This is a genomic window from Sphingomonas guangdongensis (assembly GCF_900199185.1).
In the GTDB taxonomy this organism is placed as follows: Bacteria; Pseudomonadota; Alphaproteobacteria; order Sphingomonadales; family Sphingomonadaceae; genus Sphingomonas; species Sphingomonas guangdongensis.
This window is the reverse complement of sequence record NZ_OBMI01000001.1, coordinates 1,387,663-1,411,138: the sequence shown is the minus strand read 5'-3', so window position 1 is coordinate 1,411,138 and position 23,476 is coordinate 1,387,663. Positions and strand designations below refer to the sequence as shown.

18 protein-coding genes and 1 pseudogene are annotated in these 23,476 nt (G+C 65.1%); 13 read left to right on the top strand and 6 right to left on the bottom strand.

From position 1 onward, the window contains the following. Positions 1-17 precede the first annotated feature (17 nt). The 4 genes from CRO12_RS06890 (at position 18) to CRO12_RS06875 (ending at position 3,978) form a co-directional block, all read left to right on the top strand. Positions 18-971, top strand: a complete 954-nt coding sequence (locus CRO12_RS06890) for a glycosyltransferase family 2 protein (protein WP_097063181.1) — start codon at positions 18-20, stop codon at positions 969-971. Then, on the top strand, positions 968-1,951 hold the full coding sequence (locus CRO12_RS06885; RefSeq protein WP_097063180.1) for a glycosyltransferase family 2 protein: 984 nt from the start codon (positions 968-970) through the stop codon (positions 1,949-1,951). The genes CRO12_RS06890 and CRO12_RS06885 overlap by 4 nt, the downstream gene beginning before the upstream one ends. Then, the gene (locus tag CRO12_RS06880) at positions 1,948-3,024 is read left to right on the top strand and encodes a glycosyltransferase (RefSeq protein WP_097063179.1); all 1,077 of its coding nucleotides are present in this window, start codon (positions 1,948-1,950) and stop codon (positions 3,022-3,024) included. The genes CRO12_RS06885 and CRO12_RS06880 overlap by 4 nt, the downstream gene beginning before the upstream one ends. Before the next feature lie 75 nt (positions 3,025-3,099). Continuing rightward, entirely contained in the window at positions 3,100-3,978 is an 879-nt protein-coding gene (locus CRO12_RS06875; protein WP_179640897.1) for a glycoside hydrolase family 16 protein, read from the top strand. Positions 3,979-4,034: 56 nt separating this feature from the next. Here the strand turns inward: CRO12_RS06875 and CRO12_RS18460 are convergent, their stop codons facing one another. The 3 genes from CRO12_RS18460 to CRO12_RS06860 form a co-directional block, all read right to left on the bottom strand. Continuing rightward, positions 4,035-7,202, bottom strand: coding sequence for a family 16 glycosylhydrolase (locus CRO12_RS18460; RefSeq protein WP_097063177.1), 3,168 nt, complete (start codon positions 7,200-7,202; stop codon positions 4,035-4,037). 105 nt (positions 7,203-7,307) lie between these two features. Further along, positions 7,308-8,285: a glycosyltransferase family 2 protein gene (locus CRO12_RS06865; protein ID WP_097063176.1), complete on the bottom strand. Its 978-nt coding sequence runs from the start codon at positions 8,283-8,285 to the stop codon at positions 7,308-7,310. Then, complete coding sequence (locus tag CRO12_RS06860; RefSeq protein WP_097063175.1) at positions 8,282-9,406, bottom strand: glycosyltransferase family protein; 1,125 nt, start codon at positions 9,404-9,406, stop codon at positions 8,282-8,284. The genes CRO12_RS06865 and CRO12_RS06860 overlap by 4 nt, the downstream gene beginning before the upstream one ends. A gap of 135 nt (positions 9,407-9,541) precedes the next feature. Here CRO12_RS06860 and CRO12_RS06855 point away from each other — a divergent pair, with 135 nt between their 5' ends. The 6 genes from CRO12_RS06855 (at position 9,542) to CRO12_RS06830 (ending at position 17,105) form a co-directional block, all read left to right on the top strand. Beyond that, complete coding sequence (locus CRO12_RS06855; RefSeq protein ID WP_097063174.1) at positions 9,542-11,725, top strand: GumC family protein; 2,184 nt, start codon at positions 9,542-9,544, stop codon at positions 11,723-11,725. A gap of 235 nt (positions 11,726-11,960) precedes the next feature. Continuing rightward, positions 11,961-13,214: an outer membrane beta-barrel protein gene (locus CRO12_RS06850; RefSeq protein WP_179640896.1), complete on the top strand. Its 1,254-nt coding sequence runs from the start codon at positions 11,961-11,963 to the stop codon at positions 13,212-13,214. 160 nt (positions 13,215-13,374) lie between these two features. Beyond that, positions 13,375-14,877 (top strand): lipopolysaccharide biosynthesis protein, encoded by a 1,503-nt coding sequence (locus CRO12_RS06845; RefSeq protein WP_097063172.1) that lies wholly within the window; start codon positions 13,375-13,377, stop codon positions 14,875-14,877. After that, a complete protein-coding gene (locus tag CRO12_RS06840; protein WP_097063171.1) occupies positions 14,878-16,107 on the top strand; it encodes a rhamnosyltransferase WsaF family glycosyltransferase in 1,230 nt (409 codons plus the stop codon). A 191-nt stretch (positions 16,108-16,298) separates the two neighbouring features. Next, a complete protein-coding gene (locus CRO12_RS06835) occupies positions 16,299-16,649 on the top strand; it encodes a class I SAM-dependent methyltransferase (RefSeq protein WP_144033539.1) in 351 nt (116 codons plus the stop codon). 264 nt (positions 16,650-16,913) lie between these two features. Next, a complete protein-coding gene (locus CRO12_RS06830) occupies positions 16,914-17,105 on the top strand; it encodes a hypothetical protein (RefSeq protein WP_097063169.1) in 192 nt (63 codons plus the stop codon). 6 nt (positions 17,106-17,111) lie between these two features. On the opposite strand, the gene CRO12_RS06825 is transcribed toward CRO12_RS06830, so the two are convergent. After that, entirely contained in the window at positions 17,112-18,071 is a 960-nt protein-coding gene (locus tag CRO12_RS06825) for an NAD-dependent epimerase/dehydratase family protein (RefSeq protein WP_097063168.1), read from the bottom strand. Further along, on the bottom strand, positions 18,068-19,339 hold the full coding sequence (locus CRO12_RS06820; protein WP_097063167.1) for a glycosyltransferase family 4 protein: 1,272 nt from the start codon (positions 19,337-19,339) through the stop codon (positions 18,068-18,070). The genes CRO12_RS06825 and CRO12_RS06820 overlap by 4 nt, the downstream gene beginning before the upstream one ends. A 234-nt stretch (positions 19,340-19,573) precedes the next feature. On the opposite strand from CRO12_RS06820, the gene CRO12_RS06815 reads away from it, so the two are divergent. Both CRO12_RS06815 and CRO12_RS06810 read left to right on the top strand, forming a co-directional pair. Further along, entirely contained in the window at positions 19,574-21,061 is a 1,488-nt protein-coding gene (locus CRO12_RS06815; protein WP_179640894.1) for an SGNH/GDSL hydrolase family protein, read from the top strand. Positions 21,062-21,170: 109 nt separating this feature from the next. After that, positions 21,171-22,324: pseudogene (locus tag CRO12_RS06810) on the top strand (acyltransferase family protein). 67 nt (positions 22,325-22,391) lie between these two features. On the opposite strand, the gene CRO12_RS06805 reads toward CRO12_RS06810, so the two are convergent. Continuing rightward, on the bottom strand, positions 22,392-22,643 hold the full coding sequence (locus CRO12_RS06805) for an XrtV sorting system accessory protein (protein WP_097063164.1): 252 nt from the start codon (positions 22,641-22,643) through the stop codon (positions 22,392-22,394). Between the two features lie 242 nt (positions 22,644-22,885). Here CRO12_RS06805 and CRO12_RS17925 point away from each other — a divergent pair, with 242 nt between their 5' ends. After that, positions 22,886-23,143 carry a hypothetical protein gene (locus tag CRO12_RS17925; RefSeq protein WP_097063163.1) on the top strand — a complete coding sequence of 86 codons (258 nt, stop codon included), beginning with the start codon at positions 22,886-22,888 and terminating at the stop codon, positions 23,141-23,143. Positions 23,144-23,476 lie beyond the last annotated feature (333 nt).

Here is a 23,476-nt window from a genome sequence, read left to right as displayed (position 1 = left end):
AGGCAGCCGAACCGTCGATGTTACTGATCGGTCCTCGCGTCGGTGTCGTGATCGTCAACTGGAATGGGTGGCGCGATACGCTCGATGCGTTCGCGTCGCTTCAACGCGCGCACTTTTCCAACTGGACGCTGTTTGTCGTCGACAATGCCTCGAGTGATGAATCGGTCGCTCGCCTGTCCGACCTCTCTCCCCGCCTGCGGCTGATCCGCAGTACCGCCAACCTCGGTTTCGCCGGGGGCTGCAATGCCGGCATTGCCGCCGCTCGCGCCGCCGAGATGGAAGCGGTCTTTCTGCTCAACAGTGACGCGGCCGTGCGCGCGGACACGCTCGACGCTCTGGTCACGGCGCACGCCGGCGCGCCCGACGCGGTACTAGGCGCGGTGGTGCGCTATGCCGATGGCGGCAAGCTCCAGTTCTTCGGTAGCCGCACCGCGAGTGGCACCGGAGCACCAGAATGGTTTGACGCAGACGCGGACGCCCACGAACTCGACCGCTCCCTGATTCCAAGCGATTTTGCCTTTGGAGCCGCGCTGTTCGCGCCGGTTACGGTGTTCGATCGCGTCGGACCGTTCGATGAACGCTTCTTCCTGACCTATGAGGAGACAGACTGGTGCTACCGCGCACGCAGCCTTGGTCACCGCTGCTTTATTGTTCGGGATGCGGTGGTTGATCATCTCGGCAGCGCATCACTAGGGGCGGCGACATCGCCGCTTCAGGCCTATTTTCTGCAGCGGAATCGGCTGCTGTTCTGGGAAAAGCACGCTGGCACCCGGCGCCTGCTACGCGGCGCCAAGACGGATTTGCGGTGGCTGGCGCGAGGGTTCAGGGATGACGCGCGGGCACTGGTGCGCGGCCGGAGCATCGCTCCAACCCGACGCGCGCTGTTTGCGGCGTGGCGCGACTACCTACTACGCCGCTTCGGTGATTGTCCGGCGAGCGTCCGGCGGCTGCGAACGTTGCCGGGCACATGATCGAGCGCGAGGCACATCACGCCTCGGTCGCGGTGGTGATCCCCTATTATCAGCGGAAGACAGCGCTGCTCCGTCGAGCGGTGGAAAGTGTGGCATCACAGTCCGAACTTACGGCGACGCAAGTACGCGTGATCGTCGTCGACGATGGGTCACCCCTGCCGCCTGCCGGTGACCTCGCCGAGCTGCGCCTACCCGATCATCTGACGATCGAAATAGTGGCGCGAGCCAACGGCGGCGCCGGGGCCGCACGCAACACCGGCATCATCCATGCGCTGGCGCTTGGTTGTACGCATCTGGCGTTTCTCGATTCGGATGATCACTGGGCGCCTTCTCATTTGTCGGCCGCCCTCTCGGCTCTGGAGGACGCGTCCTTCTACTTCGCCAACAGCATGCACGATGAGGTGCCGTCCTTTTCTTACTTCAAGGCCATGAAGGACAGGCGCGGCGACGGATTGATCACCGGTGCCGAAGCCTTCGACCTCATCCTCGATGAGTGCGTTCCTCATACCTCGCAGGTGGTCTACCGCCTCGCTGCGTTCGCCGACATTCGCTTTGATGAGACGATGCGCCGGACTGGCGAAGACCATCTGTTCTGGCTGACGATCGCCAGCCGCGGCGCGGCGCTGGCGTACTCCAGCCAGATCATGGGCCACCGTGGTAGCGGCATCTCAATCTACCGCGAAGCGCTCGCTTGGGACTCGCCGACCTTCATTCCGCGGCTGCTCGATGCCTTTCGGTTTCGCTCGCTCGTGGCGGCGCGCTTCGGACTGACGGCTGCGCAGGCGCGCGTCAACAGTGGGCACCGGCAGCGGGCAGCCGATGAAATCGCCTTCGCGCTCGCCAGGCGAGCGCTCCACTCGCCGCACACGGTCGCGAGGGAAGTTAAGCAAGTGCTGCGCGTCGGTCCCGCACTGTGGCGGGCGATCGCTGCTGCCATACCGCGCCTGCCCCTCATCCGACGCCGAATGGTCAACGCTTGAGGATCCTGTTCGCGTCCGCCCACCCCTATCTGCCGCAACTGAGCGGCGGAACGCAGGCCAACACGCACGAGATGGCGGAACGCCTGATTGCGCGGGGGCACGAGGTAGCGGTGCTCGCCGGACTTACGAGCTGTGGCTGGATCGGGCTGCGCGGTCGCGTTCTGATGAAGGTTGGGCACGGCCGATCGGCCGTCGATACGGCGCTAGGCTACCGCGTCTACCGCGCGTGGTTCGCGTGGGACGGTGCGGCCGATTGCGTGGCACGGTTCCGCCCCGACGTTGCGGTCGTGCAATCGGGCGCGATCCTGCGCGTCGCAGACGCGCTGAGGACGTCAGGAACGCCGATCCTGATCTACAACCACAACGTCGATTTCGACGATCACGGCTCCGACATCTGCTCCTTCCGCGATGAGATCTTCATCGCGAACTCAACCTACACCGCTGCCGCCTACGAGCAGGGGTTCGGGATCAGCAGCGCCGTCATCGTGCCGCTGTTCGATCGCGCGCGCTACGTGGTCGAACCGCGCCGGCGGGAGGTGCTGTTCGTCAACCCGCATCCGCACAAGGGCGTCGACATAGCGCTGCGGCTAGCCACCGACTGTCCTCACATACCGTTCCGCTTCGTCCGCGGATGGCCCTTGTCCGAGGGTGACGCGGCTCGGCTGAACCAGGGCGTGGCAGCGTGCCCGAATGTTCGCCTGTTTCCGAAAACCGATCGTATGGCCCAGCACTATGCCGAGGCTCGGGTGCTCCTCGCGCCGAGCCGGTGGAAGGAAACCTGGGGACGCGTCGCTACCGAAGCGCAATTCAGCGGCATTCCAGTGCTCGCCAGCAACATTGGGGGCCTACCCGAAGCGGTGGGCCCGGGGGGGCTGCTGGTTGAACCGGATGCGCCAGCTTCGGCCTGGCGCGACGCGCTCGAGCAGCTTTGGGAGGATACTGAGCTCCACGATCGGCTCGCCGCAGCAGCGCTCGATCATTCTCGCCGCGCGGAGATCGACCCGGATCGACAGATCCGAGCGCTGGAGTCGATGGCCGAGCGCGCGATCGCGGATCGACGCCGCTCGCCCTGAGGGCCGTCCGCTTTTTCCCCGGCATCGCCGATGCTATGGGCGGCGACGCCTCGCTCGTCATTCAGGATATCGCGCATGACCCGCAGCATCGGCCTCGCCGCATTGGCACTGGTCCTGACCGGAGGCGTGGCGCTCGCCGCCATGCTGCCACAGGAGCCGAGCGAAGCGGTCGACACCAGCCTGCTCAAACCGCTGTTCAGCGAAGAGTTCAACAACGGTCGCCTCGACCCCAAGCGCTGGACCCAGGGAGAGCCGAACGATCCGGTGACCGAGCGGACGATCCCGACCAACGCCGAGCGCCAGGTCTATCTTAGCCCCGACTGGCTCGACCTCGGCATACAGCCGGTCTCGATCCGGAATGGCGCGCTCACCATCACCGCGCGCGCAATGACCGCAGCCGAGCGTGCCGTCGTCGCCGCGAACGTCGCCGGGCTGCCGCCTGCACAGCAAACGCCCGCGCTCGCCGAGCTCAGCTATGTCTCGGGACGGGTCATGACCCGCAACCGTTTCGCGCAGCGCTACGGCTATTTCGAAACGCGTCTTCGCTATAGCCCCGGACGCGGGATCTGGCCGGCGGTGTGGCTGCTGCCGGCGGATCGAGGCTGGCCACCGGAAATCGACATCATGGAGGGGCTCGGGCACGAACCCGCCGTGGCCTATCAGACGATCCATTCCGCCACGCAGGAGCGCCAGGGCATCAAGGTGAACCTGAAGGCGTCCGATAGCGGCTATCACCGCTTCGGCGTCATGTGGGGTCCCGAGACGATCGAGACCTTTGTCGACGGGGAAAGGACCGGAACGTTCCCCACCCCGTCGGACGCGCACAAGCCGATGTACCTGATCGTCAACCTGGCCGTCGGCGGCCACTGGCCGGGCTACCCGGATGCTGCGACCAGGTTCCCGGCAACCATGGACGTAGACTACATCAGGGTGTGGCGTCACCCCGGCCGGTAAGGAGACCGGCCCGGCGCTTTGGCGCCGAGCCGCTACCCCTTTCTCACCTGGTCCGCTCAGACGATCGGCACGAGGCTCACGTCGACGGGGTCGACCGCCATCAGCGCCACCGGCTCGGCCAGCGAAATGAGCGCCGCATCATGAGCATCGACGCCCATCAGCACGATCGACTCACCGCCGGAGAAGCGGATCATGCTCCCCGACGCCCAGTTGATGTCGGAGATCGTCGGTGCGCCATACGCCGTGATCAGGGCCGAGAGGTCGAGATGGTCTTCGCTCAATTTGAAGTCGGCGATGACCTCCACGCCCACTCCCTTGGTGAAGGTGAAGGTGTCGGCGCCATCACCGCCCGTGATCAGGCGAACCGTACCGTTTGCAATGACGAAGTGATCGTCACCGCTGGTTCCGACTAGATCCTCGCGGCCCGAACCATCGTCATACCCCATGCGCCCTTCGGTCTTGCCATGGTTCAGCCAATGGTCGAGCAGGTTCACGCCCGCGGCGACGACGTCGGCATTGTGCGCGGCATAATAGGCAGCGTTGAACCCGCCGGGCATGTCCACGATCGCGCTCCAGTCGGGGTGATTGGCGGCGCTCAGCGTGTCAGCCGGATCATAGGCGAGCCGCCCCTCTGCCTTGCCGAACGTCTGCCAGTGGAACAACAGGTCCATGCCCGAGGCGACGACGTCCGGGTTGCGCGAGGCATAATAAATGGCGTTGAAGCCCCCTGGCGTACCCAGCTCCGCGCCCATGTAGACGTCGTCTAGAACGGCGCCCGCATACGGCAGCCGCCCTTCGGAGAAGCCGTAGCGGATCCAGTGCGCGAGCAGGTCGACACCCGCGGCCACCACATGCGGATTCTGCGCGGCGTAGTAGTCGGCATTGAACCCGCCGGGCATTCCCGCCTTTGCGCCCATGTCGAGGTGCATAGGTTCTGCCCCTTCGTACGGCAGCCGCCCTTCTGCCTTGCCGTGGCGGATCCAGTGACCCAGGAGATCAAGGCCGGCGGCAACAACGTCGGGGTACGTCTTCGCGTAATAGTCCGCATTGAAACCATCCGGCATGTCGGCCCGTGCGCCCAAGTCGATGGGGTTGACCGCACCCGGCTGCGGGGCCGGAGCGACATCGGGTTTGGACGGCGCGGCTGGCGTAGGCGCGATCGGTGGAGTGGGCGCCGGTGTGGTCACGGGCGCTGACGGTTTCACGGGCGCCGGCTCAGCGGAGGGCGGTTCCACCGTCGGGGGTGGCGTGACCGGCGGCGTCGGGGCCGGCGTTGACGGCGCGGCCACTGATTCGGCCGCAATAGGCGCCGATGCCGGATCAAACGGCAGTCGGCCCTCGCGCTTGCCGTAGTTCAGATAATGCTGAACCAGATCGGTGTTCGACAGCACCACGTCAGGATTGTGCGAAGCGTAAAACGCGAGGTTGAGCCCGTCGGGCATACCCTCTGTCGCGCCCCACGCCGGGCTGCTCAGCTCGTACGCCGGATCGAACGGCAAACGTCCCTCCGCCTTGCCGTACTTTACATAGTGATAGAATGCATCAAGCCCGGTCTGCGCGAGATCGGGGTTGGTGCTGAGGTAATAGACTTCGTTGAACCCATCGAGCCGGTCGGCTGAGGGTCCTCCATAAGGTGCGCCGGCACCTTCGTAGGGCAGACGACCTTCGCTCAGCCCGAAGTAGCGATAGTGTTTGGCGAGATCGACCCCGGCCGCGACCAGATCAGGGTTCTCTGCGGCGTAGTAGGTGAGGTTCAAGCCGTTGAACATGCCCTCGACGGGGCCGAGGTACGGATCGGCTCCAACGCCTCTGCCGGCAGTGCTTTCGAGCGCCGTTTCGGCAGGGTGCACGACTCCCAGCCCCTTGGGAAGATCGCCAAGCGCATAAGCGCGCACATGGTCGACCTTCAGCTGCTCGTGGAACTCAGGATTGGTCGCCGAGGTCGTGATCGCGAGGTTGAGGATCATGTACATCGGCGAGTGCATGTCCGCCGGCGTCGACTGGGAGAAAACCTCCACGCCGTCGAGGTACCAAGTCAGCTTCTCCGCAGTCCACAGCAGGCCATAGTCGTGGAAGCTGGTGTCGCCATCGGGCACCCAGCTCCGGGCCGACGCCATTCGATGCGCGCCCTGATCCGCCGAGTGCAGCGTCTGCACCGCCGTGGTGTCGTTCCACGCCTCCATGATGTCGAGCTCGGGCGGCCACACGCCATCCTCCCGGAACAGCCAGAAAGCGGGCCAGGTACCGGCCTCTGCCGGCAGCTGCAGTCGGGCTTCGAAGTACCCGTAGGTCTGCGAGAAGGTGTCGCGGGTCGAGATATAGCCGGACGTGAAGTCGAAGCCGTGAAAAGCGCTCTCCAGCTCCTGCGGTGTGCGCTGCGCCGTGATCGACAGAACTCCGTCTTCGACGCTGAAGGGATTGATCGTGACGGCATTGCCGTGGGCGTCCTTCATGTTGACGTCCACGTAGATCTGCTGCTCGTTGTTACCGACGAGCGTCCGGGACATGACTGAATCATAACCCCGCGAGTCGCCAAGCTCGGTCGACCAGATCGCCGTGCCGTCGGTGCGGCTCGCTCGCGCGCTGAAGCTGTTGAAATCGTCGCTGAACGACAATTTGAGCGACGTCGGGTCGAACCGGTACTGAAAGTTGCCCTCGTAGAAGTTCGAGATCGTCGTGTTAAGGAACGTGACACTGTTGTTCGAGTCGAGCTTCAGAACGACGTTGCTGCCGTCCTGCGTCATCGCAGCCTTTACCTCAGCGAGGCTCTGAAAGGCGTCGTAGCTGGTGAAGCGGACCTTGTTGCCCGCACTCCAATCAGCAATCGTGTCGTGGCCCGACGCCTGGGTGAACTGGAATACGGACGAGCCGCCGCCGCCGCGCAGCAGGTCATTGCCCCAACCGCCATCGATCAGGTTGCTGCCATATCCGGTGATTACATTGTCGAGGTCGTTGCCGAAGCCTGCCGCGCCCATCCAGAGCTCGAGAGCTTCGACATTGTCGGGCAGCTTGAAACTAGAGACGGTGCGCACGGTGTCCCAGCCGCCATCGGCCAGTTCGATGACCTTCACGCCCGCGCCGACGAAATAGAAATCGTTACCCTTTCCGCCGGCGAGATTTACCTCTGTCGAGCGGATCGGGTTGATCCCGGGAGCAAGGAACGACTCGTCTGCGTCCGTTCCGACGAAGGTACCAGTTTGCTTATCAACGAAGATATCGACCATGACGCGGGGATCCTGCTTAATTCCACGTCATCGACTTTTATGCTGCGGGAGCTAACGAAAGGTGGACGCGCACGCGTCATTGACGAACTTTGTGAGATTGATTGGTTACCGTTTTGTTAGCCTTTTCAACGGGTAGCGGCTTAGGAACCCGACTCCCCAGGCCACATGCATGATCATCGCCGCGACGCCGCTTGCCCCCATGCACCCGTCTCGCGCTGCGAGGCCAAGGACTAGCCCATAGCCGAGTGACGCCAACGTCCACGCGACGGCGGGCAGGGCGGCGATCGGCAGCCACGGTGCCGCGCACGCGAGCACGAGCGCGAGCGGTGGCGCGAGCGGGAGCAGCTGGCGAAGCTTTGGACGCATGCGATGCCGCCTGATCGTTAGGGCGCGCCCCTGACCATAACGCAGATACTGGCGAAACAGCGCGGGCGGTGTGGCGCGCGGCAAATAATCGAGCGCCAGCCTGGGCTCCAGCCAGATGCGCGCGCCCGACATCGTCTGACGGTGATCGAATTCGGCATCCTCGTTGGTCGGAAAACGCTCGTCATAGCCGCCGAGCGCTTGGAACCGCTCCATTTCGAACAGGGCATGGTGGCCGTGATCTACGAAAGCACCGACTCCTACGTGGCGGTGCGGCGATCCGCCGGTGCCGAGTCGCGAGTTCTGCGCCGTCGCCGCCGCGCGCTGGAAACAGCCGCCCCCAATTGACCGCATCGGCACCACCACCGAATTGGCGCCGGTCCGCTCCGCCGCGGTGATCAACCCCGCGACATAGTTGCGGGGGTAATGGCAGTGCGCATCGACGCGCACCAACCAGCGCTTGTTCTCGCCCAGCCGGGCCGCGGCGCGATTGACCCCGGCGCTCTGCAGCCGATCCGGATTGTCGACCAGCCGGACCGCCGGGTGACGCTCGGCTGCGGCCGAAACGATCGCGCGGCTGGCATCGCTACTGCCACCATCGGCGACCGCGATGGTTGCGCCGGGCGTGTCGCGCAGCAGCACCTCTAAGAGGCCGGGCAGATGCGCTTCCTCGTTGAGGCACGGGATCACCACCAGAACGTCGGCGAAGTCGCGGGTCACGTGCTCGTTCCGGTGCCGAGCACCGCGTTTGTCAGCGCTCGGCAGTCCGCCGCGTCGGCGACCACCAGGCGCCGCGGCAGCGCGGTGACAGCGTCGCGCAGCCTGGCAAGCTTCGTACTCGTGAGCGTCGCAAGCGTAGGCGCGAGATCCGTATCGAGATCGTCGAGCAGCATGCCGACGCCGTGGTCGGCACACCAGCGTCCAGTATCCAACCCGGCGAGCGCGATCGGCACCGCCGAAAAGGCCAGGCTCTCGTAGAGGCGATTGGGCAGCAGCCAGGCGGAGTTCTGCCCTTCCTCGAAGAAGTCGATCGCCCAGGCGAAATCGACCGATCCGTACAGGGCAGGCAAGTCCCCCGCCCCGTACCGCCCGACAAACCGCAGGCCGGGGGTCGCGGCGACGTCGCGATCGAAGTCGTCGAACTCGGTGTAGGCGGGTATGCCGGCGATCGTGACCTCGACCAGGTCGGGGTGCGCGCGCGCGATCGCCGCCAGTATCGCAAGTGATCGGCGGCAGCGCAGCATCCCGAACCAGCCGATCCGCCAAGGTCGTCCGGCTGGCGTCGCCGGACAAGCTGGCGTCGGGGCGGGCGTGTCGATCTGGAGCAGCCTGTTCTCCTCCAGCCAGATCGGCCGGGTGAAGCCGCGACGCGCACGAAAGTAGCGGTCACGGAACGCGGGGGTGCTGGTCAGCACCATGTCGACCCGCGCGAGCAGCCGTCGCTCAATCGCCTGGAGCGCGCGCGCTGCCGCACCGTCCGAGAGCAGCAGCCGGTGAATGTCGAGACATTCATAGACAATCCGTTGTCGCGGACGCGCGACCCGAACGGCGATGGCCAGCATCTCCAGGTTCCGGGCAACAATCACGTCCGCACCCGCCACGATCTCGCCGACGCGCGCGGGGGCGGCGACGTGGCGCAGCACCACCGCCAGTCGGGCGAGCAGCCGCGCATCCCTGGTCTCGCCCAGGTCAACGGCCGTCACGCCCGCCACCGTGTCGGGCGGAGCGCGGCGGCGGAACCCGCCCAGCCGGACCGCCGCGCCGGCCGCACGAAACATGCGCACGCGGCGCGCCACGGCAGCATCGGTCGTGTCATGCACCAGATAACCGATCATCGCCATTCGCGCCCTCTGCCAACATCGTTGCCCCCGTGCAACGGCCGTTAACCGCGAATGACGATGGTATGGCGACGATTAAGGGCGTATGGCTCGGCTGCACTTTAGTGCAGCGCAGCATGACCGGCGCCGGAGTTGCAGATGAACGTGATGACCACAGACACGCTGGCCGACGACGACCAGCCGCCGGTGCAGGCAAAGGCGAAGACACCGCTTCTGCCCGATGCCTCGTTGCTGTGGGCGGTGTTCCGGCGGCGGTTGTGGCTGTTCCTCGCGGTTGCGGCGCTGGTCACGGCGGGAATTGCGGCGTGGACGCTGCAGAAAACACCGATCTACGCTGCGGCCGCGACGGTGCTGATCGAGCCGCAGCAGGCGAACGTCGTCGACAACGTGCGGGCGGTCAACGCGCCGATCTCCGGCGACGCCGCCGCCATCGAGACGGAAGTGCAGATCCTCAGCTCGGCCGGGCTGGCTGGGCGAGTCGCCGACGCGCTCAACCTGCAGCGCTATCCGGAGTTCGGCGGCGGCGCGGGCGCGATGATCGCCGAGCAGGACCGCGGCGGCGGTCCGGGCATGCACCCGCTGGCGCGCGCGGTGCAGTCGAAGGTTCGCATCAACCGCATCGGCCTTTCGTACCTGATCGGCATCACCGCCGAGTCGAGCAATCGCTTCCTCGCCGCGCAGATCGCCAACGAATATGCGCGACAGTACATTGCGCAGCAGGCCGAGGCGAAGAACAGCGAAGTGTCCTCGGTCAGCAGCGAGCTGCAGAAGCGGCTGAAAGATATGGAGGGCAAGGTGCTCGCCGCCGACCGCGCGGTGCAGCAGTACAAGATCGCCAACAATTTGATGAGCAGCCAGGGATCAACCCTGGCCGAGCAGGAAGTATCGAACCTCGGCGGGCAGATCGCCGGGGCGCGTGCCGAGCTCGCCAGCGCCAATGCGCGGCTGTCTGCGGCACGCACCCAGCTGTCGCGCGGCGGCGGCGGTGCCGATGTCGGCGCCGCACTCGGGTCGGGCACCGTCTCCGGACTGCGCCAGCGCGAGGCTGATACTACCCAGCGCCTCGCTGACCTCACCACCCGCTACGGCGATCGCCACCCGGACGTACAGCGCGCGCGTCAGGAGCTTGTCGACGTACGTGCCCAGCTTCAGCGCGAGATCGATCGCATCATCTCCAGCCTCTCCGCCGAGCAGCAGGCCGCGGCGTCGCGCCTGGCGTCGCTTTCAGGCAGCCAGTCGGCGGCCAAGGGGTCGCTGGCCTCGAACAACGCCGCCGCCGTCGGTCTGCTTGAATTGGAGCGCAAGGCCGATGCCGTCCGGTCGATCTACCAGTCGTTCCTCAATCGCTCCAAGGAGACGATGTCGCAGGAAGGGCTGGAGCGCGCCGATGCCCGGATCGATTCATTGTCGCGCGTGCCGCTGCTGCCGTTCACTCCCAACGTCCCGCTCGCGATTGCCTTCGCCCTGGTTTTCGCGCCCATAGCCGGGCTCGGCGCAATCGCCGTCGCCGAGTATCTTGACGGCAAGGTCAGCACCAAGCAGGATGTCGAGCACAAGCTGCGGGTTCGCTACATCGGTGCAATCCCGCAGCTCGAGTCGACTCTCGATAAGTCGCGCGTCGCGGAGGCGCCGGCCGACTATCTGCTCGAACATCCCGCCTCCGCCTTTGCCGAGGCGTTTCGGTCACTCAGGACCGCCACGTTGCTCAAGGGTCGCGTCGTCCCGCGCACCGTTGCGATAACCTCGGCACTGCCGCGCGAGGGCAAATCGACCACGTCGATCTGCCTTGCCCGGACCTTCGTCGGTGCTGGGTCGCGGACCGTGCTGGTCGATTGCGACATCCGCCGTCGCTCGACCAGCCAGGAATTCATGCCGGATAACTGGTCGGGACTGCTTGATTTTCTTGCCGGCACCAAGCCGCTCCAAGAGGCACTGTTCAAGGATCCGTACAGCGACCTCTACATCCTAGGCTCGACGGTTGCGCCGAGCTTCTCGCGTGACCTGTTCGCCGACCGGCCGATCGAGGACGTGCTCGCCGAGCTGCACCAGCACTTCGAGGTGGTCGTGCTCGACACTGCACCGGTGCTGGCAATCGCGGAAACCCGGACGATCGCCGCCGCCGCCGACTCAGTGGTGATGCTGGCACGGTGGCGTTCGACCTCGATGAAGGCAGCCGATGCAGCGGTCGAGATGCTGCTCGGCGCCCACGCCAAGCTGCGCGGCGTAGCGCTTAATCTTGTCGATATCCGGCGCTACGCCAGCACCGGCTACCAGGACGTCTACAGCTACCACAAGAAGTTTAAGGGCTATTACCAGAACTGATCGGTTCGGGCCGCGCGCGGTTCGGCGAGCCGCCTGGCGGACGCGTGCCGAACAGCGATGGTCAGCGCGCGGGCAGTCAGGGCCAAGCGAGTCGAGGTCTCGCCGGCTAGCCGTACCCAGGCCCGCACTTGGCGGTGCGCCTCTCAACGATGGGGTCGTACGACCAGCGGGCGCACGAGCTTTGATTTACCTTTGCCCGCATTGTGATTAATCCGGCGGGAAGAGAGGATTGCTGATGCTTAAGGGGCTCTTGCTCGCTGGAATTGGGATGGTGGCGCCGCACGCCGCCGAGGCGCAGGACGCCGTCTCGTCGGCAGCGCTGCCGACCAACGTCAGCATTGCGCAGCGCGCGCGACCCGATTATGACCCCATCGGTGGGCGGATCGGCAGTTTCTTCCTGTACCCGCGTCTCGATCTCACCGGCTATTACACGTCCAACCTGCGCGCGCAGGATAATAATGATGCGATCTCGGACGTGTTTCTCGACGTGCGCCCGTCGGCCCGGCTCGCGTCGGTCTGGTCGCGCCACAGCCTTCAGGCGGATGTGTATTACGCGCGCACGGTTCACGCGAATTACCCGCGCGAGGACTTCTCCCAGTATGGCGGGAATGTGACCGGCCGGTACGACATCGGCCGAAGCGGTTTTGCGAGCCTGACCGCTAATGCCGCGCGCATCGCCGAGCCGCGTACCGACATCAACAGCAATCTCGCCAGCCGGTCACCGATCACTTACTTAAACCTCAGCGCGTCGGGCCAGGTCAGCCAGGACTTCGCGCGATTCGGCGTTTCCGTCTCCGGCGGGTTGAACAAGCAGACCTTTGACAACGGCACTACCTTCAGCGGTCTCCCGCTGTCGCAGGAATTCCGCGATAACACCAACTACAATGGCCAGGTCGAGGGGCGGTATCGACTCGGCGCAAATACTCGGCTGCTGGCGCGCGTGGGCGGGGGGGGCATCCGCTACGATATCAATCCCTTCAACGGGTTCGATCGTGACTCCAACTTCTACCGTGTCGAGGGTGGCGTCGGGCTAACATTCAGCGAACTGCTTTCCGGAAGCGTCACCGCGGGCTTCTACCGCCAGGACAACGCAGATCCTCGTTTCCTCGACAGCTCCGGCCTGAGCTTCTCGGCCGACCTGCTCTACAGTCCCACGGCGCTGACGTCCGTTCGCCTTACCGCCGACCGCACCGTTGAGCCGGGTGGCTCGACGATCACCTCAGGAAACGTCCGGGGCACGGGAGCGGTCACCGTCGAGCACGAGTTGCGCCCCGACCTGATCCTGATCGGCAACGCACGCTACTCGCACGTCGAGCCGCAGGGCGCGATCCCTGGCGCGGACGAATATGGCGGCAGTGCGTCGGCGCTCTACTACCTCAGCCGTCGCTTTCGCTTCAACGCGAGCGTAGGCTACTCGGCGCGCAGCTCCGATTTCTTCCCGAAGTTTAATGCAGTGATCGCCTCGGCCGGAGTCACCGTTACCCTGTAAGTTCGACGCGGCGCGCGGCCCACCATTGTCGCTATTTGTTCACGTGTGCGGGTGTTAGCAGTTGCGGCATTTTGGGTGTAGCACAGCACCCGGGCTTCGGCGATGTGTCGAGTGGCACGGCGGTAGCGCCGCCGTCTAGGGTACGGAATCGACGCAGCTGATGGTTCGTAAGGCGCTCTTCTGGTCGTTCTCCGGCAACGGCGCGACGATGCTGGTGACGTTCGCCGGATCGATCGTCATCGCCCGTCTGCTCTCGCCCCGCGAAATGGGCGTCTATGCGGTCGCCATGGCGACGATCGGCATCATTCAATTGTTCGCCGCGTTCGGTGTCGGCTCCTACGTCATTCGCGAGATCGAGCTCACGTCGCGTAAGTTGGATGCGGCGTTCACGATCAATCTCGTCCTCAGCATCGCGCTGGCGATCGCCATCTTTTTGCTGGGTCGGTTCGGTGCGTTCCTGCTGAGCGAACCCACCGTCGCCTCGGTGCTGCAGCTGCTCGCGATCAACCCGATCCTCGGCGCATTGAGCTTCCGGTCGAGCGTCATGCTCCAGCGGGCGATGCTGTTCCGCGGCACATCGATCATCGGCGTCCTCGCCATGATGATCACGACCGGGGTGACGATCATCGCCGCCCTGCGCGGAGAGAGCTCGATGAGTCCCGCCTATGGGGCCGTGACCGGCGCGCTGTTCGGGACGCTAGGTACCATCCTGATCGCGCGCGAGCACTGGAGCATGCGTTTGTCCCTGTTCGAGTGGCGCAAGATTACCGCCTTCGGCCTCAGGATCATGTCGATCGGTGGCATCTCACAAGCGTCGGCGCGCGTCATGGACATTGTCGTCGCGCATTTCCTCGGGCTGGCGGCGCTGGGGCTCTACTCGCGCGCGCTCAACCTCAACAACCTGATCTTCGGCAACATCTATGCGCCGATGACCAGAGTGGTCTTCGCCAAGCTGTCGGAGGCGCAGCGCGAGGGTGACCGCGTGGCCGACGTATTCCTGCGCGGGCTCCGGATGATCATCGCGCTGATCGGGCCACTTGTGATCGGATTGGCGGTGCTGGCGAAGCCCGCCATCCTCCTGCTGTACGGCGAGCGGTGGATGGGCGCGGCGATCCCGCTGTCACTGATCCTGGTGTCGCATTTCATCACCCTGTCGTTCGCGATGAACTGGGAACTGTTCCTGGTCCGCGACGAGCTGAAGGTCCAAACGCGACTGGAAATCTCGCGATCGTTGTTCGGCGTGCTCACTCAGGTGATCGGCAGCCTGATTAGCCTGGTCGCCGTCGCGGCTTCGTCGATCGTGGACGCGATCTTCTCGCTCCTTCTGTACAGTCGCCACATGCCACGGCTCGCGCAGGTGGAGCAGTCCAGAATGATCGGCATCTATGCTGAGGGAACGCTGCTGACGGCGGTAGCTGCGTTACCTTGTTTCGTGCTGATGATGCTGACCGGATGGGACAGCCGGACTTCGCTACTGCCCATCGCCGGGACGATCGCGGTCGGTGTTGTCGCCTGGCTGCTGCTGCTCAAACAGATGAAGCACCCGCTGATGGACGAGATCGAGCTGCTGGTAAGCCAATTGGCAGGCAGGATCGCGAGAAGGCACAAGACGGGCGCGGCGGAACAGCAATGGCGACACTCGCCCGATGACGGAGACAGTTAGGTGATCGGATCGCGCGTCAAGACACTACTGCCGCGGCCGGTGCGCTCCGCCATCAAGCGCGCGATCGGCGTTCCGCCGCCAGGGCCGCTTGCGCCGGCAACGCCCGGCGAGATCCTGCGGCGGACCTTGTCGAATCTGGCACCGCTACGGGTACGGCGCGAGGAGGCAGCGCGACCGACGCTGTCGATGATCACCGATACGATCGCCGGCTCCCACCTGTTCGGCGGCGTCGGCACAGCCGTGCTGTTCGCCGTCGCACTCGCCGCGCGCAAGGGCATGGCGCTCAGGATCGTGACGCGGGACCGGCCCCCGGAAGAACGGGCCATCCACGGGCTGCTGAGCGTCTACAACGTCGAGTTTCCGCTAGACCTCGAGCTGCTGTTCTCCGCCGCGTCGGATGGATCGCCAGTTCCGCTAGGTCCCGACGACCTGGTGCTCACCACATCATGGTGGACCACGCACGCCGCCCTCCACGACGTACCCAAGCAGCAGATCGTCTACCTGATCCAGGAAGACGAACGCATGTTCTACCCCGGCGGCGACCAGCAGTTGCTCTGCAACGAGCTGCTACAGGAGAAGGAGCTGCGCTACGTGGTTAACACCAGTCTCCTGCTTCAGCACTTCCGGGAGAGCGGCGCAGCCGGTCCGGCCGCGAACGGCGTCGCGTTCGAGCCGGCGTTCCCCGATCACATCTACCGACCGGAGCCGGGCACTGGGCGTCGCAAGCTGCTGTTCTACGCTCGCCCGGGCCATCCGCGAAACCTGTTCCTGCGGGGATTGCAGGCGATCGCTGCAGCAACGGAGCACGGGCTATTCCCGTCCGATGCATGGGAGCTGCACTTCGCCGGTGTAGACATTCCACCGGTCGACCTGCCCGGGCGTGAGATCGCCTATCACGATTCGTTGCCCTGGCAGGACTATGCCGCACTGGTACGCGGAACCGACCTTGCGCTGTCGCTGATGTACACGCCGCATCCGTCCTACCCGCCACTTGACATCGCTGCGAGCGGGGGCGTGGTGGTGACCAACAGCTTCGGCGTGAAAAGCGACCTTAGTGGACGATCGGCCAACATCATCATCGTACCGACGACGCTCGACGGCATCCTGGATGGCCTGATGCGTGGATCGGTCCTGGCGATCGACGATGCGGCGCGTGCGCAGAACCGCAGCAGCGACACAATCGTGCGGTCATGGGACCAGAGTTTCGGGCCCGTATTCGACCGATTGTGATCGGGCGGCGTCGGCCTGCCGATGGTGTTGCTGTGGCTAACATAATCGCAGGTGCTGACGCGCGGGAAACCGCGCAGGTTCGGTCCGGCAGTCGGTCAATAAAGTTCGGTAGCGCGCGATCCCCGCTGTTGATCATTATGCCAACAGTAGAGTTATTAATCAGCAACTCCGGTGCGCAGGATCCTATCCAGGTGTTCAAGCTGAGAGACACAGCCAAGTCGATGGCGCAGCGCTTCGGCTACACTATTAGGCGAGCGCCACCTCCATTACCCTATCCGCAACTTGCCGGCGTGCCGCGCTATGTCGACGGGGAGGTGATGCTGAGTAATCACCCGTTACAGATCACCGATGCGCCCGAATTTCTTGCCAGTTACCGCGGAATCTTCCTTGAGGAAATCTACAGGTTCGTCACCCGCTCGACCGCTCCGGTGATCATCGACTGCGGTGCGAACACAGGTGTCAGCGTCGCCTATTTCAAGCGGACCTATCCCGACGCCAGCATCACAGCCGTCGAGGCCGATCCCGCCAACTCGCGGTCCTGAAGCACAATGTCGAGACTGCTGGCTATGCTGATGTCACGCTGATCAACAAGGCGGTATCGGAATCGACCGACCCGATCATGTTCCACCGGGAGGGCGCCGACGCGGGCGCCTGCACCACAACGACACGGCAGCCTGACACGTTCGCGTGGAGACGTGAGACTTGACGCGCTGATTGGCAGCGGCGCGGATCTCTTGAAGATTGACATTGAAGGCGCCGAGACCGACGTTCTTTGATCCTGTACCGGCCTCGACCGGGTGGAACAGATGTTCGTCGAAGATCATTCCTTCCGAACCTCCGAGCAACTACTCTCCATCCTGCTCGAGACGCTGAAGGCGTCCGGATACCGATACTACATCCACACGCAACTGTGCTCGCCGACGCCCCTGTCGGTCGATCAGGTGCACATGAGCATGGATCTGCAACTCAACATCTTCGCCAAGCGGCCTACAATCTGACCGAGATCAAGCGCCAGTGCGCCGGCCGGCCGAGCGCTCCCGCAGCCAGCGGGCCGTGGCAACCAGCCCGGCCTGCCAGTCGACGCTTGGTGCCCACCCCATCTCCCGACCGATGAGGTCAGGGTTGAGCACGTTGTACGGCACATCGACCGCACGACCGGGGCGGTGAACGATCCGGTCGCGCGGTAATCCTAGCAGCGCACAGACATCCTCCACGACCGCCCGAACCGTTCGGCCCTGACCCGACCCGACGTTAAACAACCACTGACCGCCATCGTACGTGCCAGCCGTAACCATGGCCGCCGCGACGTCGTCGATGTGCAGATAATCCCGCACGACAAGGCCATCGCCCCAGATCTCGATCGGCTCACCGGCGAGGGCGTGCGCCAGCGCCGTTCCGACCACCCCTTGTGCGCGGCGGGCGTGTTGAAAGGGACCATAGGGATTCGCCACGCGGAGCACGACCGCGTCGAAGCCGTGCAGGTGACGGAACAGTCCGAGGTACTTTTCCACCGCCAGCTTGTTGATGCCATAGGCGGTGATCGGGTTGGTCGGTGCGTCCTCGGTTATGCGGATGCCGGGCAGTGTCGGTCCGTAGACGGTGCCGCCCGACGATGCGAACACCAGCCGCCCGGTGCCCCCCGCCCGGCAGGCCTCGATTAGCCGCAGCGACGGCAGCAGGCTCCCGACCACGTCCGCCGCGGGTTCCGCGTTGGATTGAGCGGGAACACTGCCGCCGAGCAGATGATAGACAATGTCCTGCCCGCCGACCGCCTGCGCGATGGCAGCATGGTCGGCGAAATCGCCGTCGTACCACCTGAGATCGCTGGGAAGCGCCGAGCGGTCGTGCGGGCGGCGACCGTAGCCGGCGACCTCCGCACCGGCGGCGAGCAGCGCCCGGCACAGATTGATCCCGAGGAAGCCGCCACCGCCGAGGACGAGACACCGGGCTCCAGCGATGCTCAAGAGGCGAGGGCCGCGATGGTGTCGCGCAGCCGCGCCGCGAACACATCCTTGGAAAAGTGTCGGGCGAACACGGCGCGCCCCGCCGCAGCGATCGCCGGCCAGTCCTCGCGCCTGGCGAGCGCCTCCTTCAGCGCCGTCGCGATCGCCGCGGCCGTCGGCTCGCTCGCGACGAAGCCGCTGACTCCGTTCTCCAGATATGCCGCGGTGCCGGTCGTGCTCGTGCAAATCAGCACCCGCCCGACTCCCAAGGCATCCAGCGAAACAAGCGGCAGCGTGTCGTCACGCGACGGCACCACCACCGCATCGCAGGCCAGCACGGCCGCGCGGTACCCATCGCGATCGAGGCTGCCGGGGATTGTGACCGGCAGGCCCGCCGCCGCGGCGCACACATCGGCACCAAATTCGGGATGGGTCATGCGACCGTAGAGATCGACATGGATCGCCGCACGAACCGCCGGGGCCAGCATCGCGACCGCTGCGACCAGCAGGTCCTGCCCCTTGCGCGGCTCGATCGTTGCGAGCGAAGCAAGCCGCAAGAGCCGCTGCGACGGCGACGCGATCGGCTGAGCCGCCGCAATCGGATCGAGGCCGTATGGCACGACTTCGACATCGTCGCGCATCGGCCGCAGCAATGCCGCAGACAGCTCGCTTCCTGCCCAGAGCCGAGCCGGTAGCGCAAACGCCGCGCCGAGCGCCGGGTCTGCCGCCATCCGGTCCTGCAGCACCGACACTTCGTGAACATACCAGATCACCGGAGTACGCGGCGCCAGCGCGGTGACGGCGGCGGCGGTCACCACGGAGTTGCACAGCGCCCCGTCAACAGACCCGGCCAGCACCGACAACAGCCGCTCGGGCCGGCGCAGCAGCAGCGGGTCGACGATGACCGTCGCGCCGGCCTCCACCAGCGGAGTGCGCAAGGGTCCGTCCTCGGGGGTCATCAGCGTCACCGCCCTCCCGTCCGCCACCAGCAGCCGGGCAATTTCGAGGAGGAGCTGCGGCGCCCCGCTGAGACTGAGGTCGTGTCCGACCAGCAGGTACTGACGACCCGGCGCACCGGAACCATGCACCGTGGTCCGCGGCGGAACCCGGGCGGCCAGCCGGTGCAGGCGACCGGTCAGCGCGCCGGGCAGATGTCTCGAAAGTCGGTGACCAAGTGCCCCGTTGAGGAGCGCTGACACGCCACGCGCCGCGCGAGCCATCCAGCCGGCATCTAGTACGGCCGCAACAGCGGCGGGCGTGCGGCCATTCATGTCTTGCGCTGTCCCCATCGCGAAGCCTCCTCATCGCAAAGGACGGGCAAATCACCAACCGCCAAATACAAGAACGGAGTGCAAACATTTCGCTGTCCTACAGCGTGCCGGCGGAGGCAAAGGCCCAGCGCTGCTCGGAAAATTGGGCGACAAAGAGGTGCTTTCGAAGGGAAATGACATGGCGATCATCTGGTTGGCGGATAACAGTCCGCACTCTGCGCTTCCATGTCGACCGGTGCGGGGGCACGCGTGATGCTTGATCTCTCGCTGAGCTTCGCCACGCTTAATCAATCCGATCGGGATCTGGACGCGTCCGCTCCGCCGCCTCCCTTGCCGACCTATCTTCCCGTCCTCGCCACGCAGGATGCGAGCTACCACCTCGTCACATCGACCGAGCGGTTGATGCCGGGCTATGCGGGACCGCTGGTGAACGCGGGCGGGCTGGACCTGGGCGGGGAGCGTGTGTCGCCCGCCGCCGTGCAGGCTGCGCGCGGCGAAGCGGAGGCGATCCGCATCGCGACGCTCTACGACCAGACCGGGAGCGGGCGGAACTACACGCAATTGACCGCGCCGCAGCAGTTCGCCCTGTCCGATCTGGTCCGAATCGGCATCGCGCTGCCCGTGATTGTGGATGGTCGGCGGTCGGATGGTGCCGGTGGCGTGTTCCGGGCCATGTCGGCACCGGCTGCCCTGACAGGTCGCGGCTTCACCCGCGCGCTGGTGATGGAACCGACCGCCTCGATCATACCGCAACTACTCGGCGCTGTCGGCGGGCACCTGCTCTACACCTACTCGCTCGGACCCACCGATTCGCCCGGGTACGGATCGGTCGAGGGGGGCAAGGTCCAGCTTACCGCCGGTGGCGCGGTGTTCGACAAGATGCCGGCAAGCCCATGCGTCCTGATGCTACGCGAACGGGCGGACGGGTGCGACCTGTTCTTCAATGGCGCGAGGGTCGCATCGGCCGCTGTACCCTCGGCGGAAGCGCTGACGACGCTCAGTCTCGGCGCGAACACCGGACTGGAGACGTTCAACCCCAACGTGCGGGTGCTGGCCGACGTGGTGGTCGCCGGCACGCTGTCCGATGCAGACTGCATTGCCGTCGACGGTGCCTTGCGCGACCGTTTCGACATCGCGCCGTGGGGCACGAACGCGCGCGTGCTGCTGATCGGCGACAGCATCGCGGAGGGCGTGGCGACCACGCTGACCCGCGGCATCGGCCATTACGCCCGGCCGCTGATCGACGAAGCGACCGACTGGTACGTGTTTGCCAACGCCCGCAAGTTCCTGGCGCACTGCTATCGGGATAGTGTCGCCTATGAAGGGCAGGTCGACCTGCCCAGTTCCGGGCGGCCGATCGTCTCGGTCATTCAGGGCGGGATCAACGACATTCACGCGGGCGGTTCCGGTGGCGCTACGCTCTACACCGACACGACCATACCCTATGTCGCTTATCTGAAGTCGCTGGGGCACAAAGTGGTCGTATGCACACTGCTACCGCAGACTGCGAACGTGTCACCCGCGATCGAGGCCGAGCGGCAGGCGTACAACACCGCGGTCCGCGCGAATGGCGCTGGCGCGACCGCAGCCTGCGACCTGGCGTCCAACGCGGCGATGGGATCCTATCCGGCCGCGACCGGTGATCCGACGCTCTACCCGAACGGCATCCATCCGTCGTCACTGGGGTACAGCCATCTGGCGGCTACCTACGCCGCGGCGATCAACGCCGTCCTGCTCTGATTGAGGCAGTCCTGAGCCCGACAGCGACGATCAGGACGATCGTCGCTGTCTGCGCCCGCGCTGTTGTGAGTCGATCGCCGGTGGTGTATCCATTACGAACCCATAACGGATGCGCCTGCGAGCGACGGTGCGTCATGCCAACAGCCTCGATTTGCTCAGACTGATCGCCGCGTCTGCGGTGATCGTCGGTCACTCGTGGCCGATCCTCGGCCAGCCGGATCCGCCTCTGCTCGGCACCAGTGTCAACGCACTCGGCGTCTTCGCCTTCTTCGCGATCTCCGGCTACCTCATTACCAAGAGCTGGAGCGCGGACCGGAACCTCGCCCGCTTCTGGGCAAGCGCGCGCTCAGGATCTTCCCTGCGCTGGCGGTTGTCGTGGTGTTTGTCGGGCTTGTCGCCGGACCGATGCTCTCGACGCTTCCGGCGGGTGACTATTACGCTTCTGCGAAAACCTGGTCCTACGTCGGCCTGAACATGGTCCTGTTCACCGTCCACAAGCTTCCGGGCGTCTTCACGATCCTTCCCTATTCTCACTCGGTCAACTCGAGCTTGTGGACGCTGCCGATCGAAGTGACCATGTACGCCTCCACGCTCGTTCTGGTGCCCGCCGTCCTGTGGCGACCCAGGCTGGTCATGCCGGCTATGGTGGTCGCAGTTTTCGCCGCCCTGTTCGTGGTCGTGCGCCACCCCTGGGCGCTCCGGCCGATCAGCGAGATGCAACTATACAGTTTTCGCCTGTATGGCGGGCTGAGCTACATGTCCTGCTATCTGATCGGCATGTTGTTCGCCTTCACGGGTGCGGACAGGATGACGCAGCACGCAAAGGCGATGGCCGTAAAGCTGTGTGTCGTTGCGCTACTCTGCTCTCAGTTCATCTCAAGCAGGTACAATCTGCTGATCTCGACGGTTCCGTTCTGTGTGCTGACGCTGCTGGTGGGGCTGTCCAGCCGCTTCAGCCTGAAGCTGCTCTCCCGATTGGGCGACGTTTCCTACGGCACCTATCTGTGGGGGTTCTTTGTTCAGCAGCTTATCGTGTGGTCCCTCAATGGTGCCATCACGCCGATCGTGCTGGCAGCAGTCAGCCTGCCGGTCAGTTGGCTCCTGGGTGCGCTGTCGTGGCATCTGGTCGAGCAGCCGGCCTTGCGGCTGAAACCGCGCTCCGCCTCCGCGCTGCCACCGCAGCAGGTACCGATCGACCGTCGGGCAACGATGCGTCCTTCGGAACCGCCGATGCCGCCGCCTTCTAGGCTGGCGCAGCAGTGACATTCGCTGGCGTCGTTGCGAGCGACCGCATGCCGCTCCGTCGATCAGGATAGAGGCGAAGCCCGGGTTAGTCCCCTGAGTTCTGCACCCGGCCTGGCTTCAGGACGTACCAGATATAGGCAAGCGTCGCGAGGAATAGGGTGACGGCCGGCACAGGCCAGTCATTGTTTCCGAGCTGGTTGCCAATCGCGCAACCGAGCGCCGGCGGCAGGTAGTGCCAGATGCTGTCCACCTCGGTTTCCGCGATCGAACGCTGCAGGAACAAGGTGACGAGGCCGGCGAAGATCAGGATCGACACCCAGTCGTAGACGGTTTCCATCACACCCCCAACGATTGCGACCGGCCGTCGGCCCACCAGTTGCCCATGGGGAACACGCCGCGCGGACGCAACTGCCTTGCGGTGCAACCCTGTTCCGGTGCGTCATGCTCCGGGACAAGCGCGGACCTGCGAGGCCGAGGCTTCTCACCGAAGCATTTACGATCCGTTGACGTTTTTTCACCAGAACAGGAGGCGTCAGGAGACGGTCGATGTCAGCTCAATGGCGTTTTACCTCAGGGTCGGTGGATCACAACCATGTCGCGCGGGGCGCGCCGCATCTCGTGCCAGCCAGCGCCCGCCACGAGAGCGTCGACTCGCCCGCTGCGGCACTCCAGGCGCGAATCGATGCGGCGATGACCAGCGGCGCCTGGACAAGCGCTGCCATCGAGCCACATGTCGACCGCTGGCCGGGTGCCGCACGTGTCGCCGTGATTCTTATCGGTGCCGGAGCGAGCTGGGTTCTCGCCTGGCAGCTGTTCCGGCTCATCCTCCGAGGGTGAGCGATATGCGTCCGTCCAGACCGACCTGACGGGCAACAGGATCACTCTACCGAGCGGATCATTACGTTCTCGCAAGAAGAGATCAATCGGGCTGCAAGCGGGCGTCGACGGGTCCATCCACCTGAATGGCGCAGGGCGACGCTGTTGTTCCGGACTGCCAGCGGTTCTCGCCCGTTGCTCGGTCAAGAGCGCCATTCAGGCAGCCATAGCTTCTGCATCGCTCGTGCCCTCAAACCATCCTCTTCGGCTGCCGACCGGGGTTGACGGGGCATGGCACCTGTTGAGGCAGGGATAGGCGCCGCGGCTATCCAGTTGCCTCCCAGAAAAAATGCC

Coding starts and splice junctions, on each gene's coding strand:
- CRO12_RS06890 (WP_097063181.1), top strand. CDS start 18: ATGTTACTGATCGGTCCTCGCGTCGGTGTCGTGATCGTCAACTGGAAT.
- CRO12_RS06885 (WP_097063180.1), top strand. CDS start 968: ATGATCGAGCGCGAGGCACATCACGCCTCGGTCGCGGTGGTGATCCCC.
- CRO12_RS06875 (WP_179640897.1), top strand. CDS start 3,100: ATGACCCGCAGCATCGGCCTCGCCGCATTGGCACTGGTCCTGACCGGA.
- CRO12_RS18460 (WP_097063177.1), bottom strand. CDS start 7,202: ATGGTCGATATCTTCGTTGATAAGCAAACTGGTACCTTCGTCGGAACG.
- CRO12_RS06860 (WP_097063175.1), bottom strand. CDS start 9,406: ATGGCGATGATCGGTTATCTGGTGCATGACACGACCGATGCTGCCGTG.
- CRO12_RS06855 (WP_097063174.1), top strand. CDS start 9,542: ATGAACGTGATGACCACAGACACGCTGGCCGACGACGACCAGCCGCCG.
- CRO12_RS06850 (WP_179640896.1), top strand. CDS start 11,961: ATGCTTAAGGGGCTCTTGCTCGCTGGAATTGGGATGGTGGCGCCGCAC.
- CRO12_RS06845 (WP_097063172.1), top strand. CDS start 13,375: ATGGTTCGTAAGGCGCTCTTCTGGTCGTTCTCCGGCAACGGCGCGACG.
- CRO12_RS06830 (WP_097063169.1), top strand. CDS start 16,914: ATGTTCGTCGAAGATCATTCCTTCCGAACCTCCGAGCAACTACTCTCC.
- CRO12_RS06820 (WP_097063167.1), bottom strand. CDS start 19,339: ATGGGGACAGCGCAAGACATGAATGGCCGCACGCCCGCCGCTGTTGCG.
- CRO12_RS06815 (WP_179640894.1), top strand. CDS start 19,574: ATGCTTGATCTCTCGCTGAGCTTCGCCACGCTTAATCAATCCGATCGG.
- CRO12_RS06805 (WP_097063164.1), bottom strand. CDS start 22,643: ATGGAAACCGTCTACGACTGGGTGTCGATCCTGATCTTCGCCGGCCTC.